The organism is Methylobacterium sp. yr668, from assembly GCF_900116245.1.
Classification (GTDB): domain Bacteria; phylum Pseudomonadota; class Alphaproteobacteria; order Rhizobiales; family Beijerinckiaceae; genus Methylobacterium.
The window spans coordinates 60,977-76,968 of sequence record NZ_FOZY01000019.1 but is presented as its reverse complement, the minus strand read 5'-3'; the positions used below and the strand labels follow the sequence as shown (position 1 = coordinate 76,968).

The following is a 15,992-nucleotide window of genomic DNA, read 5'->3' as shown; positions in this document are numbered from 1 at the left end:
TGACAGATGTCGCGCGGCCCTGGGTCGCTTCGCTGCGCTCGCGATGACGCAGCGGGCTGATGCTGTTTCCGGTCGATCAGCCCGGTGCCGTCCTTGCGAGCGCAGCGAAGCAATCCAGTCGGCGCGACGCTGACAGATGTCGCGCAGCCCTGGGTCGCTTCGCTGCGCTCGCGATGACGCAGCGGGCTGCACAGACCGAAGCCGACGCCCGACCGTCGAGAGACCGCTTCCCACGGAGGCGCGCCTCTGCGCGGCCTCGCTCCTACGAATCAACCTTCATCAGCGAGGCGAGAAGGTCGAGCTCGCCCGCCACGGCCTCCGAGGCCAGCCGCTCCATGCGCAGGTAGCTGTCGAGGATGGCGTCGCCCGTGCTGGTCAGGACCGCCCCGCCGCCCCGGCGGCCGCCCTTGCTCGCGGAGACGAGCGGCTCCTGGAACGCCTTGTTCAACGTGTCGATGAGGTACCAGGCTCGCTTGTAGCTCATGCCCATCCGGCGCCCCGCGGCGGCGATGGAGCCGGTGTCGCGGATGCCGCTCAGGAGGGCGGCCTTGCCCGGTCCCAGCAGGGTGTCCGAGCCGAGCTCGATCCGCAAACTGATGCTCGTGTCCTCGCCCAACGCACACCGCCGCTTCGCTGGAGGCCCCAGCGCCTCGCAGGCGTCCCTACGCGAAACGGCCCCGTCGATCATCCCGGCGGGCGACAGGATCGTCCGTCCCGTTCCGTCGAGGCCGGCCAACGGTGCGCGCGTCACGCGGCTCGCGCGGCGGGCGTGAAGCCCAGAGCGCGCAGCGCGGCGGCCGTCCCGGGCTCGCCCAGCAGGCTCAGGAATGCCGCGAGCGCCGGCATCTCCCGAGCGTCCGCGCGATACGCGAGGTCGTAGGCCTCCTCCGTCAGCGGGCGGAAGCCCAGCCCGTAGGCATCCGCGACGCTCGCGATGGCCACGCCCCAGTCCGCCCTGCCCTGCGAGACCGCCGCGGCGACGGCGTTGTGCGAGCGCGGCTGGTTCCAGAACCCCGCCGGCCGGGCACCGTTCAGCAGCCCGTCCACGAGCAGGCGCGTGCCCGATCCGGCGTTGCGGTTGACCATCACGGCGTCGGGGTCGGCGAGCGCCGCGGCGACCGCGTCCGCGGCGTCGCGCCCTTCGAACCTGCCGTCGCCGCGGCGGAACACGACGCCCTGGAGGCGGCGCCACCCGGGCGCGAGGGACAGGCCCTCGGTGAGGAACGGGGCATTGTACCGGCCCGTCTCGGGATCGAAGAGGTGCATGGCGGCGACATCGCACTCGCCGCGCCGCAGGGCGGCGAGGCCGCCGGCCGACCCGACCCAGATGGTGCGGGCGCGGTACCCTCGCTCGCCGAGCAGGCCGACCACCCGGTCGAGGCCGATGCAGTGGCTGCCGACGATCGTCAGGTCGGGCGCCCGCACGCCGGCGCCCAGGCGGACCACGGCGACGCCCTCCCCCGCCTCGACGCCGGCGCGCGCGGCCGGAACCGCGAAGAAGCCGTCCGCCTGCGAGAAGGCGGTGACCGAACCCGAGCCCTTCGGCAGCGGCAGGGCGATCGTCCCCTCGGGACCGTGGGCGAGGGAGGTCATCACGAACTCGGTGCGGCCGAGTTCGGAGGGCACCCGCTGGGACACGCGCGCCGCGATCGTCTCGTCCTCGCGCGGCGGCAACCCGGCGAGCGCCCGCACGTACGGCACGACGAAGTCGTGGAAGGTGAACATCGCGGAGGTGGGGAATCCCGGCAGGACGATGACCGGCCTTCCCTGCGCCACTGCCACGCAGAGCGGCTTCCCGGGCTTCAGGGCCACGCCGTGGAACAGGATTCCCGGCTCGCCGAGGCGGGACAGCACCCGGTGCGACACGTCGCCGGCGCCTTTGGACGTGCCGCCCGAGAGCACGACGAGGTCGCTGTCCCGGAGGGCGGACCGGAGGGCGGCCTCGAGGACGGAAGCCTCGTCGCGCACGATCCCGAGCCGGACCGGCTCCCCGCCGTTCTCGGTCACCGCGGCCGCGATGATCGCGCCGTTGGAATCGTAGATCGCGCCCTCGGGCAGGGGCTCGCCCGGTGCGACCAGCTCGTCCCCCGTGGACAGGATTGCGACCCGCGGGCGTCCGGTGACGTCGACGGCCGCGAGGCCGCACGCCGCCAGCATGCCGATCTCGCGGGCGGTGATCCGCGTTCCCGCGCGCAGCACCGTCTCGCCGCGGGCCATGTCGGCCCCGGCATAGCCCACGAACTGCGCCGGCCGCACCGCGGTCAGGACATCGACGGTGAGGCTCCGGGCGTCGAACTCCGTGTGCTCGACCATCACCACCGCGTCGGCGCCGCGGGGGATCACGCCGCCGGTGGCGATCGGCGTCGCCGTACCCGGCTGGACGACGATGGCCGGCGCGACGCCGCAGGCGAGGATCTCGCGGTTCAGCGTGAGACGCCGCGGGCTCGCCGGCCCGGCGCCTTCCGTGTCGGTCGCGCGCAGGGCGAAACCGTCGACCAGGGACCGGTCGAAGGGCGGCACGTCCATGGGCGAGGCGACGTCGCGGGCCAGAACGCGCCCGAGCGCGTCGTCCAACGACACCGTCTCGGACGGCAGGCGCGCGTGCGGGACCGCCGCCCGGAACCGCGCGAGCGCGTCGTCCCGGCTCATCACCCGGAGAAACTGCTCCTGGCTCGAGGCCGCGGCGAGGCGCGCGACGAAATCCGCCGCCCCGTCACGGTCCGCGTCGGCGCTCACAGGGCCCAAACCTCTACCTCCTCGCCGGCCCGGAAGCCTTCGCTCTCCGGCTCGACCACGACGATGCCGTCCGCCTGCACCAACCGACCGAGCGGAAGGCCGGCTCCGCCCAGCGGCTCCACGCCGTCCGACCCGCTCCGGACGAAGACGACCTCGGACAGACCGATCGACGAGACGATCTTCCGGAGGAGGACGTGCCTCCGCGGCGAGCGCTCCCGCGCGCCGGCGAGCCGCGCGATGAGCGGACGGCCGAGCGCCAGGAACGCGGCGAGCGCCGCCTCGGGAGGCCCGGGCACCAGGAGGACCGGCCTGCCGGCCGCGGAGCCGACCGCGGTGGTCTCCCCGGGCCGCAGGGCGATGCCGTGCGCGCGGACGTCTCCGGCGCGGGCGAGGGCCGCCGCGCTTTGGTCCGAGCGGCCGAAACCGCTGCCCCCGACCACCAGCACCGCGTCCGCCGTGCCGCCACGGATGGCCTCGGCGATCTCCTCGACCCCCCGGGCGCGAACCGCCTCGGTCGCCCCGCCCGCCCGCGCGATCAGACGCCCGAGCAGGGGCGACACGGTATCGAGGCTGGACGTCCCGGCGGTGACGACGCGCAAGCGCGGCTGACGGACGTCGACCGCCTCCAGGCCGGCCGCCTCCAGGACGAGCAGGTGAAGGGGCTCGATCCGGGTGCCGGCCTCGATCAGCCGCGCGTTGGCGGCAACGTCGTCTCCCGCCCCGCGCACGCCCTCCCGCGGGGCGATGTCCGCGACGACCATGCCGTCCGCGAATCCCTCCGGGGGTAGGACGGCATCGGTGCCCGACGGCAGCGGCTGTCCCGCCTCGACCCAGGGCGGCGGTCGCGCCGGGAAGATCGGCGCGTAGGCCGACGCGCCGCCCACCGCGGCGGCCTCGACCGCGAAGCCGTCCCGCATCGCCGTCGGGCCCGCGGGCACGGCGGCGTGCGCGACGACCGCTCGCGCGGCGACGCGTCCGAGCGCCGCTGCGAGCGGGACGGTCGCGGGTTCGACGGGAGCCGCCGCGCCGCTGAGCAGGATCGCCGCCTCCCGAAGCGGGATCAGCGCCGAGGACGCATTCCGGATCATCGTGGCGGCGATGCGCCATCCGGGTTCGATGATCAAGGGCCGGCGCGGCGGCCGACCCGCCGACACGACAACGGCCGCCCCGGGCGATATGCTCGCCGCCTATCCGCACGCGCTCCGCTGACAGGCATGACAGGTCCATTCCGCCGAACCTGCGTCACGAGGTCGGCCTCGACGGCTGATCTCGCCATCCGCCTCGTCCGATTCCCGAGGACCGGCCCGGGCGCATGATGCAGACGCTCCAGGACATCCTCTCCCGCCTGTTCAGCCTGGATCGGGACGTGCTGGCGATCGCGTGGCTGTCGCTGCGTGTCAGCCTCACCGCCGTCGGCATCGGGCTCGTGCTCGGCATACCCCTGGGCGCTTTCCTGGCCGTCGCCCGCTTCCCCGGACGCGGCGCCGCGGTCGGCCTGCTCAACGCCTTCATGGGGCTGCCGCCGGTGCTCGTCGGCCTCGCGCTCTACCTCGTCCTGTCCCGCTCCGGTCCGCTCGGACCGCTCGGCCTGCTGTTCACCCCCGCCGCGATGATCGCCGCGCAGGCGACGCTCGCGACCCCGCTCGTCGCCGCCCTGACGCAGCAGGTCGTCGCCGACGCCCGGGTGCAACTCGGGGAGCAGTTGCGCTCCCTCGGGCTCTCCGCACCGCGTCAGGCCGCGGCGATGATCTACGACGTGCGCTTCTCCCTCGTGACCGCCGCGCTCGCCGCGTTCGGCCGGGCGATCTCGGAGATCGGCGCGGTCCTCGTCGTCGGCGGGAACATCGACGGGTATACCCGCACGATGACGACGGCGATCTCGCTGGAGACCCAGAAGGGCGATCTCAGCCTCGCCCTGGCGCTCGGCCTCGTGCTGATCGGCCTCGTTCTGGTGGTGAACGTCGCCGTGGCCCTGCTCCGCCGGCACGCCGCGCGGGTGTACGGATGAGCGCGACACCGGCCATCCGCCTCGAGGACGTGACCCTGGTCCTCGACGGTCGGACGGTGCTCGACCGTCTCTGCCTGGAGGTCGCTGCGGGCAGCGTCACGGCCGTCATCGGCCCGAACGGGGCGGGCAAGAGCGTCACCCTGAGGGTCGTCGACGGGCTCCTGCGGCCCGACGGCGGCACGGTGCAGGTCGGCCCGCACCGGCGGGCCTTCGTGTTCCAGCGGCCAGCGCTGATCCGCGCGACCGCGGCCGCGAACGTCGCGCTGGCTCTCGGAGACCTGCCCCGTCCTGCGCGGGCCGCGCGGGTGGAGGAGGCGCTCGCCCGCGTCCGCCTCTCCGAGCGCGCCCGCGATCCGGCGACGCGGCTCTCGGGCGGCGAGCAGCAGCGGCTGGCGCTGGCCCGTGCCTGGGCGGTCGGCCCCGGCCTGCTCCTCCTCGACGAGCCGACCGCGAACCTCGACCCGGCCTCGACCGAGATCGTCGAGGGATTGGTGTCCGCGATGGCGCGGGCGGGCACCACGGTCGTGCTCGTCTCACACAATCTCGGGCAGGTGGCGCGCCTCGCCGACGCGGTGATCGTGCTGGCCTCGGGCCGCGCCGTCGAGCATGGTCCCGCCCGACAGATCCTGTTCTCGCCCCGGACGTCCGAGGCGCGGGCCTACCTCGCTGGGGAATTGCCGTGGACGCCTTTCGTCGCCGCCTCCTGACCCTGGGACTGGCCGCGCTCCTGAGCGCGGCTGCCCTCCTGCCGCCGGCCGAGGCCGAACCGGTGTCGATCGTCGTCGCCTCGACGACCTCGACCGAGCAGTCCGGCCTGTTCAAGCACATCCTCCCGCTCTTCCGGGAGGCGTCCGGGATCGACGTGAAGGTCGTCGCCCTGGGCACGGGACAGGCGCTCGACGCGGCGCGCCGCGGCGATGCCGACGTGGTCCTGGTCCACGACCGTCCGGCCGAGGACAAGTTCCTCGCGGAGGGCTTCGCGAAGCGGCGGTACGACGTGATGTACAACGATTTCGTGCTGATCGGCCCGGCCTCCGATCCGGCCGGCGTGCGCGGCCTGGGCGTGCGCGAGGCCTTCGCCAAGCTCGCGGCCAGCAAGGCGGCGTTCGTGTCGCGCGGGGACCGCTCGGGCACTCACAGCGCCGAGTTGCGCAGCTGGAAGGAGGCGGGCGTCGATCTCGCGGCCGTGCGCGGCCCCTGGTACCGGGATGTCGGCCAGGGCATGGGGCCCGCGCTCAACACGGCCTCGGCCCTCGGCGCCTACATCCTCGCCGACCGGGGGACCTGGCTCGCGTTCAAGAACCGCGCCGACCTGGTCATCCTGGTTCAGGGGGACCGGAGCCTGTTCAACCCCTACGGCGCGATGCTGGTGGATCCCGACCGGCACCCCGGCGTGAAGGCGAAGCAGGGACAGGCCTTCATCGACTGGCTCGTCTCACCGGAGGGCCAGCAGGCGATCGCGGGATACAAGGTCGGCGGCGAGCAGCTGTTCTTCCCGAGCGCCGGCGCGCCCGTGACGCGCTGACCGGGGATCCCCGGGTCGAAGCGCCGGACCGCCGTCGACGCGCGCGCCTGCCCGTCCCGGGCACCCGCGAGGGTGGGCGGCGGATCTCGCCGGCATTCGCCATCGTGCCGCTCGGAGACCGGCCAGGGACGATGGTCGGCCGGGTCGGGGCGGCGCGGGACGTCGCGATCCGCTTCACCGAACCGGAGGTGCCGAGCGCGCGTTTGGCCGAGGTCACCCAGGACTGTGCGGGTCCACCGTCGCGAGGGAGATCATCGTGGTCGGGCATTCAACCGAGCGGCCTGAGACGCCCCCGGAACCCGCGGCGCCCGAACACTCCGCGTTCGGCGCGTACAGCTCTCCCCCCTGCTTCATGCACGAGCTCGGCCCCGACTTCGTCGGCCCGGCGGCGGAGCCTCGGCCTTCCGAACCCTGCGGTCCTGAGAGCGCCGCATCCGACTGGCCGAGCGTGCGGCAATGGCGAAAGGAGACCCGCGCCGCGCTCATCGCGCGGCGGGTCGGCATCTCCGCCCAGGACCGCGCCGCCCGGAGCGAGCGGATCGAGCAGGGTCTCCGAGCCGCTCTACCTTCGGCATCGGGCCTATCGATCGGTCTCTACTGGCCCTTCAGGGGCGAGTTCGACGCCAGATCCCTCCTGACGGAGCTGCGCGGAAGCGGGGCGCGACTGGCGCTTCCGGTCGTCGTCGAGAAGGCGCGCCCGCTCCAGTTCCGGGTCTGGTCGCCGGGCGAGCGCATGATCCGCGGCGTCTGGAACATACCCGTTCCCGCAGAGGGCGAGATTGTCGACCCGGACGTCCTGATCGCGCCGCTCGTCGGCTTCGATCGGGCAGGGTACCGCCTGGGATACGGCGGCGGCTTCTATGACCGGACCATCGCGTCCAGGTCGACGAAGCCGCGGGTCATCGGCGTCGGCTTCGAGCTCGCGCGGCTCGCGACGATCCACCCGCAGGCGCACGACGTCCCCATGGACATCATCGTGACGGAAGGCGGCGTCTGGCCCCGCACGGAGCGACCCTGATCGCGCCGCGGAGCGGGCCGGTGCCCGCGCTGGCCGGCTCGGCAGAGCCTGACCCAGGACCGTTCGGACTGAGGTCGGCGGATGAGGGCGCGGGGGTCTCAACCGAGGCTCCTGATCGCGAGTGCCCTTGGAACAGGCGGCCGCGGCGGCTCGTTCAGGCGTCACGGCCCGCCACGTTGGCGAGCCGGTGACGACCAGGATACAGCCATGGCTACAGGCACCGTGAAGTGGTTCAACGAGACCAAGGGCTACGGTTTCATCCAGCCCGACGATGGCGGCAAGGACGTGTTCGTTCACATCTCGGCCGTCGAGCGTGCGGGCCTTCGCTCCCTCAACGAGGGTCAGAAGATCTCCTATGACGTCGAGGCGGACCGCCGCAGCGGCAAGGAGAGCGCCGCCAACCTGAAGGCTGGCTGAGCACCGCGCGACGAGTGGCCTGTATCGGGGCCGCTCGTCACAGATCGGGCTTCGAACTCGGGGCAGGAGACCGCGTCAGGCTCTCGATCTCCCGCATCGGCCTCCCCGACTTGCGGGCGATCTCCTCTTCCTGCTCGGTGATGAGAGTGCGTGCCGGCTCGTCGCCGTCGAGGCCGCCCAGGATCTCGGCCGGCACGCGCCGATTCGAGGCGCGGCTGCCGTCGGCGTAGGTGACGTCGAACAGCACGAACCCCTGCACCTTCGGCAGAGACTTGGTACGCTTGGCCATGAGGGGTATGCCGGCTTCTCGGACGAGGCGAACGCCGTCGCGGCCCCTGCGTCTTGCAGGCGCGACGCGCGGTCAGGAGCGCGTCTCATAACCCATCCTTCCCGTTTGCCGGAATATCCATGGCGCCGGCCCACAGAGGGACGCCTGTGACATCTTGGATGCACATCGACACCGGCCTCGTTCCCGGCGGGACCCCGTTGCACCTGATGCAGCGGGGCCACGAGTTCTCCATCGTCGCCGACACGATCGAGCTGATGAACAGCACCCGCGGGGCCTCCGAGGAGGCGCTGGCGATCCTCGCTTGCGGCCGGGTGCGCGGGCGGGGCGCGGCGCGGGTGCTCGTCGGCGGCCTCGGAATGGGGTTCACCCTGCGCGCGGCCCTGCGCAACCTCGAGCCCGAGGCGCGCGTCACGGTCGCCGAACTTGTACCGACGGTCGCGGCTTGGGCGCGCGGACCGCTCGCGGGCGTCTTCGCCGGCTGCCTCGACGACGCCCGCGTCGATCTGCGCGAAGCCGATGTCGAGCACCTTATCCGGTGCGGCCCGGCCGCCTGGGACGCGATCCTGCTCGATGTCGACAACGGACCGGAAGGGTTCGTGCGCCCGGAGAACGATCGCCTCTACGGCAAGCACGGGTTGGAATCGGCGCGGCGGGCGCTGCGGCCGGGCGGCGTGCTCGGCGTCTGGTCGGCCAATCCCGACCGCAAGTTCAAGGCGCGCCTCCAGCGCTCGGGTTTCGCCGTCGAAGAGGTTCGCCCCCACGCGAACGGGCGCAGCGGCCCGCGGCACGTGGTGTGGATCGCGACCTCCGCCGGCCCGACGGTCTGACCCTTCCTGAACATCGATTGGGCCGCGTTCCGGCCCTGACGGCCTTGCCTCGGCAGCGAGCGGGCGTCCTTCGCACTCTATCCTTCGCGTCCCGGCCCTCTTACACTCGATCCGTCGCCGGATCGGCCAGACTTCAGGTTCCGGCGGCTGGGGGACGCGTGCCCCCTCCTACGGAGCCGTGAGCCCGCGATGGCCGACCTCATCGATTTCCCCGGGAAACGCCGAGCTCCGGCTCGGCCTACCGGTTGCACCGGTTCGGCGCGGACGGCAGCGACCGCGGCACGGTCCTCATCCGAGCCCGCGACGACGCGGAGGCCAGGCATCAGGCCGACAGGCTGGCCGAGGGATTGTTGGCCGAGCTGTGGTCCGGGGACCGGCTCCTGGATCACTTCGCGCCGGCCGGCCACCCGGTTGCGGCCTGCATCGGTCCCCTGCGCGACGGGCCCTGATCCCGCGGACGCGCCGGCCTGCCGGCGCCGCGAGCCAGCCGTTGTTACATTGTTGCATGCTCTCGCGCGAGGTGCGATACGCCGCGGATGTCAGTTGAGGCCACGCTCTGGGATCTGGTGACCGCCGAGCGTATCGCCATCGAAGATGTCGGCGCCGCCGTCGACGCCTACCTGGCAGAACCGACCACCCAGGATCACGCCATCGGTCCGGACCACGTGCTCGATCTCGCGGCGGCCGTCGCGGCCCACCCCTCCGCGCCCGCGATCGTGGTCGACACCGAGTCCGACGAGCCGTCGCGCCGCATGGCGGTGCGGGCGGCCCTGCTCATGAGCCGCCCCACCACCCGATCAAACAGCGCCTGAGATTGCGGCCACCCGCGCCTGTCCGCCGGACGACCGGCGGCGGCGTGCGGGCCTACTGGTCGTCATCGTCGTCGTTGACCTCGACGAGATCGCTGGTGTCGTCATCGTCCTCATCGACGACGAGGTTATCGTCGTCGACCTGCTCCCCGTCGTCCTCGATGTCGAGCGCGTCGTCATCCTCAGCGTTGCTGTCCGTGTCCTTCTCGGCCTCCTCGGCCTCGACCTCGTCCAGCGAGACGAGTTCGGGGCCCTCCGTCTCGTCCTCTTCGTCGCTCGGCGCCTCTTTGCGCGCGACGACGGGAGCGCTCCCCCTGGAATACGATGTCGCGGCAGCGATCGGCACGACCTCGCCCGAGTAGGGCGAGATCACGGGATTCTTACCGAGATCGTAGAACTTCTTCCCCGTCGTCGGGCAGATACGCTTCGTGCCGAGGTCCGGACGCGCCACTGAGACTCTCCCTGAAGGCCGTGAGACGCTGGATCGCCAGCGAGCATGCGGGATGTCTACCACAGTCGGCAGCCCGATGCCCCGCCTCTTCGCGCCGAGCGAGGCGTGTCTGCACGACAGAGGTGCCGACACGCGATCGGCAGAGGAGGCAGAGGGGGAAAGTGCGGCGGGGCCCGACCTCCGTGATGCCGCGCGATGTCGCGGACGCTGCGGTGACGCAGCGACCGCGATGTCCGCGATGCGGGTAGGACGTCATCCAAATAGGGGTGGTGCTCCGGAGCACGTCGCGCCGTGATGTGTGGTGCTTAATCGTGTCTCGCACCGTCATCGCCGATGGGATTTGTGCGGCGCAGGTGCTGGAGGGTCTCCACCATGTTGACTCGCACCGTCATAGGCCTCGTCGCCCCCGTCTGCCTCGCCGCCGCGTGGGCCACGCCGTCCCTGGCACAGCCGGCCGCCAATGGCGGGCCGAAGTTCCTCATCCACGGCAACTACTGCGGCCCCGGCAACAATGCGCCTCTGCCGCCTATCGACGCCCTCGACGCAGCCTGCGCCCGCCACGACGCCTGCACGCCGGATATCGGACTTCCGACAAAGGCCTGTAACCTTCGACTGGAACGCGAGGCAGCCGCGGTTGCTCGGGATCCGCGGCAGCCGGACAATGTGCGCTCCCTCGCCGGATTCGTCGCGTCGTTCGCGGCGTCGAACGCGTCGAGCCCGGCGCCGACGGTGCTCCCCGCGAGACTGGCGCGCTGAGAGCCCGACGCATCCGCCACCATTCGCCCGCGCGGGCGCAGGGCGCCGGCTCGAACCGGAAGCCGGCGGGATCGCCGGCCGTGGGGGTTGATCCCGCCTGCGCAGTCTGCCGCCCCGGTCCCACGCGCGGGAATCCGGTGACGGCGATGGCGCGCGCGGAGCCCGCCGCGGCCGGGCGGGCCGCGTTGCGCGAGCGTGGGGGCCTACCGTCCGCTGGGCGCGGCGTAGCTGCCGGTAACGCCGTTACCCCGGCTGCTGCCGCCCGCAGAGCCGGGGGTCTTGTTCCGGACGAAGCTCGCACCCGGATAGCGCCGCTGGACCCGCGACATCGAGTGTCGCCGCACGTGATGGCGCCTCATCCGGACGTCGGTGAGCATGTCGGACGGCGACGAGAGGCCGGTCGCGGGGCCCGCGGGAACGGCCGAGGCGGGGACAGCCAGGATGCCGAGGCCGACACCTGCGAGCGCGGCGAGAACGAGAATGCGCATAGAGCTCCTCCATGCCTCGGCGGAGATCGATCGCCTCGGCATGGAGGGAAGACCTGAAGCACGCGTCTGGTTCAATGAGCGTGCCTTCGTGAGCGCAGTCTGCCGGGCGGCCGCGACGTCGGCGGCAGGGACAGCCTGGTCATCGCGCGGTCACAGCTGCGCCGCCAGCGCGATTAATCCCGGACGCCGCGTGCGCAGCGGCACGTCGCTCCGAGACAATCGCCCCCATATCAGTGTCACGCAAGATGAAATGGGCCGTAAGTCTCGGACTGTACTGCGTAAAGGAGCAAGAATTAGCCTATGAAGACCCGTATCGCCGCTACCGTCACCGCTCTCATGCTCGCCGTAGCTCCGATCTCGTCCGCCATGGCCTACGATCGTCCTGCCTGGACTGGCTCCACGCCCTACGATGTCGAAACCACGGGCTCGTTCGGCGCCCCGTTCGGCGGCCGCTACGACCGCGACCCCTGGACCTGCCCGCAGAGCTCGGCCGCGGAGGGCAATGCCAACCAGCAGAACTTCCCGGTCAAGCAGTACGGCCAGACCGCCGGCGGCAACCGCTGCTGAGGTCGGGGGACACGATGCTGAAGGCTTTCTCCTACGCGATGATCGGCGCCTTCCTGGGCGGCCTCATGATGACCGTCGTCGGCTCGGCCGGCGTGCTGATGGGCCTGTGAACCCGGCAGGATGCCGGCGGCCACCCGGTAACGGACAACGAGACTGACGCGAGCGGCGGGGTGCGAGCCTCGCCGCTTTCGCGTGTCCTGCCGCCCGATCCGCCGATCCGACCTGCCCGCTCGCCGGCTCGGCGGCGCGGACGAAAAATCGTGTCCCATGTAACGCGCGCGGTCACGCGCCGAAATCCACCTGTAACAGAAGCATTGCGTTATCGATCCGCGCGTCGAACGCCGGGTGCGCGCCGCTTCGCGCGGCAGCCCGATCGCGGCGCCACTGATGTTCCGGCAATCCCGACGAGGCGATTGCTGGAGCGCGGAGACGTGAGCGTCGGAATTTTCTGCCCGATCCTCGATTGACCGAGATCATTCCGATCCGCTGCTACAGGTGAGACCTTCCAGATCATGAGCACTTCAGACGCCCTGGACCGGGCCGATTTCGCGCGGCGGGCGGGGGAGAACCAGGCCCGGCTGACCGCCGACCTGAAACCGGCCTACGACTTCGTCGTCTGCGGCGCGGGCGCCTCCGGGTCGGTCGTCGCGCGGCGGCTGGCGGAGAACCCCGAGGTGCAGGTGCTCCTGCTCGAGGCGGGCGGCTCGGACGACGCCGAGGCCGTGCTCGATCCCGCCCTCTGGCCGACCAATCTCGGCGGGGCGCGGGACTGGGGCTTTCGCGCGGAGCCGAATGCCCACCTGAACGGACGCACGCTCTCCATGGCGATGGGCAAGGGCCTCGGCGGCGGCTCCAGCGTCAACGTGATGGTCTGGGCGCGCGGCCACCGGTGCGACTGGGACGCCTTCGCCGCCGAGGCCGGCGACGCGGCCTGGGGCTACGAGAGCGTCCTCGACATCTACCGGCGCATCGAGAACTGGCGCGGCGCCCCCGATCCGGCGCATCGCGGAAGCGGCGGTCCGGTCTGGGTGCAGCCCGCCTCCGATCCCAGCCCCGTGGCCCACGCCCTGCTCGACGCCGCGCGGGACCTCGGCATCCCGACCTTCGACAACCCCAACGGGCGCATGATGGAGGGGCCCGGCGGCGCGGCGATCACCGACATGCTGGTCCGCGACGGCCGGCGCGTCTCGCTGTTCCGCGCCTACGTCCATCCCTGGCTCGACCGCCCCAACCTGACCGTCCTCACGGACGCGCTCGTCCGCCGCGTGACCTTCGACGGCCGCCGCGCCACGGGGGTCGAGTTCGTCCACGCGGGCGCGGTCCGGACGGTCGGCGCGCGTGCCGAGACGGTCCTGTCGATGGGGGCGATCCACACACCCAAGGTGCTGATGCTCTCGGGGATCGGCGACCGGGACGAGCTCGGGGCGCTCGGCATCCCGTCGGTGCAGCACCTGCCCGGCGTCGGACAGAACCTTCAGGACCACGTGTCCTTCGGCTGCACCTGGGAATATGCCGACCCGATCGCGCCGCGGAACAGCGGCAGCGAGGCGACCCTGTACTGGACGAGCCGGCCCGGCCTCTCGGCGCCGGACCTGCTGTTCTGCCAGGTCGAGTTTCCGGTTCCGAGCGAGCAGACCGCGGCGCGCGGCGTTCCGGCCCACGGCTGGACGATGTTCGCCGGCCTCGCGCAGCCCGCCAGCCGCGGCCGCCTGCGGCTGCGGAGCGCCGACATGGCGACGCCGCCGGTCATCGAGGCGAACTTCCTGTCCCACCCGGCCGACGTGACGGCGGCCGCGGCCTGCGTCGATCTCTGCCGCGCCCTCGGCAACGCGCGGGCGTTCCGCCCGTACGTGCGCGCCGAGGCCATGCCGGGTCCGCTGTCCGGCGCGGCGATGGCGAACTACATCCGCGATGCCGCCGTCACCTACTGGCACCAGAGCTGCACCGCCCGGATGGGCCGCGACGCGCTGGCGGTCGTGGACGGGGCGCTCCGGGTCTACGGCATCGACGGCCTGCGGGTCGCCGACGCCTCGATCCTGCCCCGCGTGACCACCGGCAACACCCAGGCGCCGTGCGCGGTGATCGGCGAACGGGCCGCCGAGATGCTGAAGCGGGCGAACGGCCTGTAACGCCCGTCGCCGCAGCGAGCACGATCGGCGGACCGGAGGGCTCGCTCAGGACGCGGCGTCGCGCGGACATCGCACGGGCCGATCGGGACATCGATCCCGTCCCCGGAATCGCGGCGCTCCGCGCGACGCACCGCGCGTCGCTGGCGGTTCGTTCAGGCCGCGTGTGACGGCCGGAAGCGCTGAGCTCCCCTGAGGCGCTGCCGAGGAGCACCCGGGCGGATGATCCACGGGTTCACGGCCGGGAAAGACACCGCGGATCCTTGCCCGGCCTCTTTCCGAGGATGCCGGGCCGTCCTGTTCGGGTGCCACGACGCGTCGTGGCGATCATCACTTCGGCGGTCGCGGATGGCTATCGACACGGTTGAACACACGCTGCGCGCGATGGGAAACGCGGCGCGAGGGCTGGCCGCGATCGGTGCGGCCCTGCGATTGCGGCAAGACGCGCGGGAAGGTGCGAAGGAAGACGCGAGGGCGGTCGATCCCGAGGTGGCGCGCCGACTGCGCGACGTGGTCGCCGCCGTCATCCCGGGCGGCCTCGGTGAGCTCGAACCCGAGCAGGTGTCCGCGCTCCTGGCATCCGTCACCCACGCGCTCGAGGAGGCGCGGGATCTGCTGGATCACCCGGAGCGGCCGCCGGTCTGGCAGGTTCGCGATCCCGCGATGTTGCAGGCTCAAGGCCAGGCGTCGCGCAGCGTCGTGCGGCGCCTGGCGGCCTTGTCGACCGAGCGCCCGTCGCTCGCGGCCGCACTCACCGGGCGCTTCCTGGATGTCGGCACCGGCGTGGGCGGCATCGCGCTGGAGGCCGCGGCACGCTGGCCCTCGCTGCGGGTCGTCGGCCTGGACATCTGGGAGCCGGCCCTGGCCTTGGCGCGCGCGAACGTGGCGGCGAGCCCCTTTCACGGCCGTATCGAACTCCGTCTGCAGGATGTGACGCGGTTCGACGATTCGGCAGGCTACTCGCTGACGTGGCTTCCGGCACCCTTCCTCTCCCGGGACGCGGCCCGAGCAGCGCTCGATCGGCTCACGGCTGCGCTCGAGCCGCGGGGGTATCTGGTGGTCGGACTCTACGCTCCGCCGGCGGATCCCACGGCCGCCGCGCTCGCTGCCCTGCGGCTGGCCCGCAGCGGCGGACATCTGTGGGAAGGCGCGGCCATGGAGGCTGAACTTCGCGCACGCGCCTTCACCGCGGTCGAGACTTTCGCGGGCCAGCCGGTCACGCTCGTGATGGGGCAGCGCGCGTAGAGCGATCGCACGCGCGCGGCCAACGGCGCGGGCCGCCTGCCCGCCGCGGCGTCCGAGTTCGCGGTCGTCCCGACCGGTCGAGGTTCGGTCGAAGCCCGCACCCGAGCCCCCGCGAGGGATCCCGCGTCGAGCCCCGCGTCCGGGCTTCTGTGACCGGGATCACAGCGACCGGCCATCGGTCGGCGGCAGAGTGCCTTCACCCCAACAGGGAGACGCACGATGAAGATGATCTCGACGAAGATGTTGATGGTGGCGGGTCTCGCGGCCGCGACATTGGCCGGTGGTGCCGCCAGTGCCGACGCCCGCGGGTTTGGCCGTGGCGGTTTCGGACACGGAGGCTTCGGCCATCACGGAGGCTTCGGCCATCGCGGGTTCGGGCACGGAGGCTTCAGGCACGGCGGGTTCGGTCACCATCGCCATTTCTACCACCGTGGATTCCGTCGGCGCTTCGGCGGGTTCAGCTGGGGCTATCCCGCGAACAGCTCCTTCCTCGGCCCGAACTTCGGCGACTGCCGCGCGATCTACAATCCTGTCTTCTTCGGCCATGAGCGCGTGTGCGGCTAGCTGAGCGACCATCTTCGACGGATCGCGTTTCCGTCACGCGATCGGCCGCCGCTGCACGCGCGGCGGCGGCCGGCTGACCGACTCCATCCCGCGACCCCTCGCTCCGACGACGGGATCCGTGACGGCGACCCCAGCCCCATCCGTCCCGGGGATGCCGCCCGACTTT

General features: G+C 72.2%; 18 protein-coding genes. 12 read left to right on the top strand and 6 right to left on the bottom strand.

The annotated features are described in order from the left end of the window. Positions 1–262 precede the first annotated feature (262 nt). The 3 genes from BM419_RS21550 to BM419_RS21540 all read right to left on the bottom strand — a co-directional run bounded on the left by BM419_RS21550 (position 263) and on the right by BM419_RS21540 (position 3,824). Positions 263–592: a winged helix-turn-helix domain-containing protein gene (locus BM419_RS21550; RefSeq protein WP_091681636.1), complete on the bottom strand. Its 330-nt coding sequence runs from the start codon at positions 590–592 to the stop codon at positions 263–265. Positions 593–747: 155 nt separating this feature from the next. Further along, positions 748–2,736 (bottom strand): molybdopterin biosynthesis protein, encoded by a 1,989-nt coding sequence (locus tag BM419_RS21545; protein WP_091681638.1) that lies wholly within the window; start codon positions 2,734–2,736, stop codon positions 748–750. Further along, positions 2,733–3,824, bottom strand: a complete 1,092-nt coding sequence (locus BM419_RS21540; protein ID WP_091927624.1) for a molybdopterin-binding protein — start codon at positions 3,822–3,824, stop codon at positions 2,733–2,735. The genes BM419_RS21545 and BM419_RS21540 overlap by 4 nt, the downstream gene beginning before the upstream one ends. 224 nt (positions 3,825–4,048) lie before the next feature. Between BM419_RS21540 and BM419_RS21535 the strand changes: the two genes are divergently transcribed. The 5 genes from BM419_RS21535 (at position 4,049) to BM419_RS21515 (ending at position 7,704) form a co-directional block, all read left to right on the top strand. Continuing rightward, positions 4,049–4,744, top strand: coding sequence for an ABC transporter permease (locus BM419_RS21535; RefSeq protein ID WP_091927623.1), 696 nt, complete (start codon positions 4,049–4,051; stop codon positions 4,742–4,744). After that, positions 4,741–5,451 carry an ATP-binding cassette domain-containing protein gene (locus BM419_RS21530; RefSeq protein ID WP_091681642.1) on the top strand — a complete coding sequence of 237 codons (711 nt, stop codon included), beginning with the start codon at positions 4,741–4,743 and terminating at the stop codon, positions 5,449–5,451. The genes BM419_RS21535 and BM419_RS21530 overlap by 4 nt, the downstream gene beginning before the upstream one ends. After that, entirely contained in the window at positions 5,424–6,269 is an 846-nt protein-coding gene (locus BM419_RS21525) for an ABC transporter substrate-binding protein (protein WP_091927622.1), read from the top strand. Before BM419_RS21530 ends, BM419_RS21525 begins: the two co-directional genes overlap by 28 nt. 352 nt (positions 6,270–6,621) lie before the next feature. Continuing rightward, the gene (locus BM419_RS21520; RefSeq protein ID WP_244540824.1) at positions 6,622–7,287 is read left to right on the top strand and encodes a 5-formyltetrahydrofolate cyclo-ligase; all 666 of its coding nucleotides are present in this window, start codon (positions 6,622–6,624) and stop codon (positions 7,285–7,287) included. Between the two features lie 207 nt (positions 7,288–7,494). Next, positions 7,495–7,704 carry a cold-shock protein gene (locus BM419_RS21515; protein WP_020094851.1) on the top strand — a complete coding sequence of 70 codons (210 nt, stop codon included), beginning with the start codon at positions 7,495–7,497 and terminating at the stop codon, positions 7,702–7,704. Between the two features lie 37 nt (positions 7,705–7,741). On the opposite strand, the gene BM419_RS21510 is transcribed toward BM419_RS21515, so the two are convergent. Next, positions 7,742–7,993, bottom strand: coding sequence for a hypothetical protein (locus BM419_RS21510; RefSeq protein ID WP_020094852.1), 252 nt, complete (start codon positions 7,991–7,993; stop codon positions 7,742–7,744). 146 nt (positions 7,994–8,139) lie between these two features. On the opposite strand from BM419_RS21510, the gene BM419_RS21505 reads away from it, so the two are divergent. Both BM419_RS21505 and BM419_RS21495 read left to right on the top strand, forming a co-directional pair. After that, a complete protein-coding gene (locus tag BM419_RS21505) occupies positions 8,140–8,820 on the top strand; it encodes a spermidine synthase (RefSeq protein WP_091681648.1) in 681 nt (226 codons plus the stop codon). A 566-nt stretch (positions 8,821–9,386) separates the two neighbouring features. After that, positions 9,387–9,632 carry a hypothetical protein gene (locus tag BM419_RS21495; RefSeq protein ID WP_244540822.1) on the top strand — a complete coding sequence of 82 codons (246 nt, stop codon included), beginning with the start codon at positions 9,387–9,389 and terminating at the stop codon, positions 9,630–9,632. A gap of 52 nt (positions 9,633–9,684) precedes the next feature. Here BM419_RS21495 and BM419_RS21490 read toward each other — a convergent pair whose 3' ends face one another. Next, on the bottom strand, positions 9,685–10,080 hold the full coding sequence (locus tag BM419_RS21490) for a TIGR02300 family protein (RefSeq protein ID WP_020094856.1): 396 nt from the start codon (positions 10,078–10,080) through the stop codon (positions 9,685–9,687). Positions 10,081–10,452: 372 nt separating this feature from the next. On the opposite strand from BM419_RS21490, the gene BM419_RS21485 reads away from it, so the two are divergent. Continuing rightward, complete coding sequence (locus BM419_RS21485) at positions 10,453–10,836, top strand: phospholipase A2 family protein (RefSeq protein WP_042672250.1); 384 nt, start codon at positions 10,453–10,455, stop codon at positions 10,834–10,836. Positions 10,837–11,039: 203 nt separating this feature from the next. On the opposite strand, the gene BM419_RS21480 is transcribed toward BM419_RS21485, so the two are convergent. Beyond that, positions 11,040–11,324 (bottom strand): hypothetical protein, encoded by a 285-nt coding sequence (locus BM419_RS21480; protein ID WP_091927618.1) that lies wholly within the window; start codon positions 11,322–11,324, stop codon positions 11,040–11,042. A gap of 300 nt (positions 11,325–11,624) precedes the next feature. Between BM419_RS21480 and BM419_RS21475 the strand changes: the two genes are divergently transcribed. From BM419_RS21475 to BM419_RS21460, 4 genes are all read left to right on the top strand, one after another. After that, positions 11,625–11,891: a hypothetical protein gene (locus BM419_RS21475; protein WP_042672249.1), complete on the top strand. Its 267-nt coding sequence runs from the start codon at positions 11,625–11,627 to the stop codon at positions 11,889–11,891. A gap of 512 nt (positions 11,892–12,403) precedes the next feature. Further along, the gene (locus BM419_RS21470) at positions 12,404–14,020 is read left to right on the top strand and encodes a GMC family oxidoreductase (RefSeq protein WP_091927617.1); all 1,617 of its coding nucleotides are present in this window, start codon (positions 12,404–12,406) and stop codon (positions 14,018–14,020) included. A 345-nt stretch (positions 14,021–14,365) separates the two neighbouring features. Beyond that, positions 14,366–15,262 carry a class I SAM-dependent methyltransferase gene (locus tag BM419_RS21465; RefSeq protein ID WP_244540821.1) on the top strand — a complete coding sequence of 299 codons (897 nt, stop codon included), beginning with the start codon at positions 14,366–14,368 and terminating at the stop codon, positions 15,260–15,262. A 219-nt stretch (positions 15,263–15,481) separates the two neighbouring features. Further along, positions 15,482–15,826, top strand: coding sequence for a hypothetical protein (locus BM419_RS21460; RefSeq protein ID WP_020094863.1), 345 nt, complete (start codon positions 15,482–15,484; stop codon positions 15,824–15,826). Positions 15,827–15,992 lie beyond the last annotated feature (166 nt).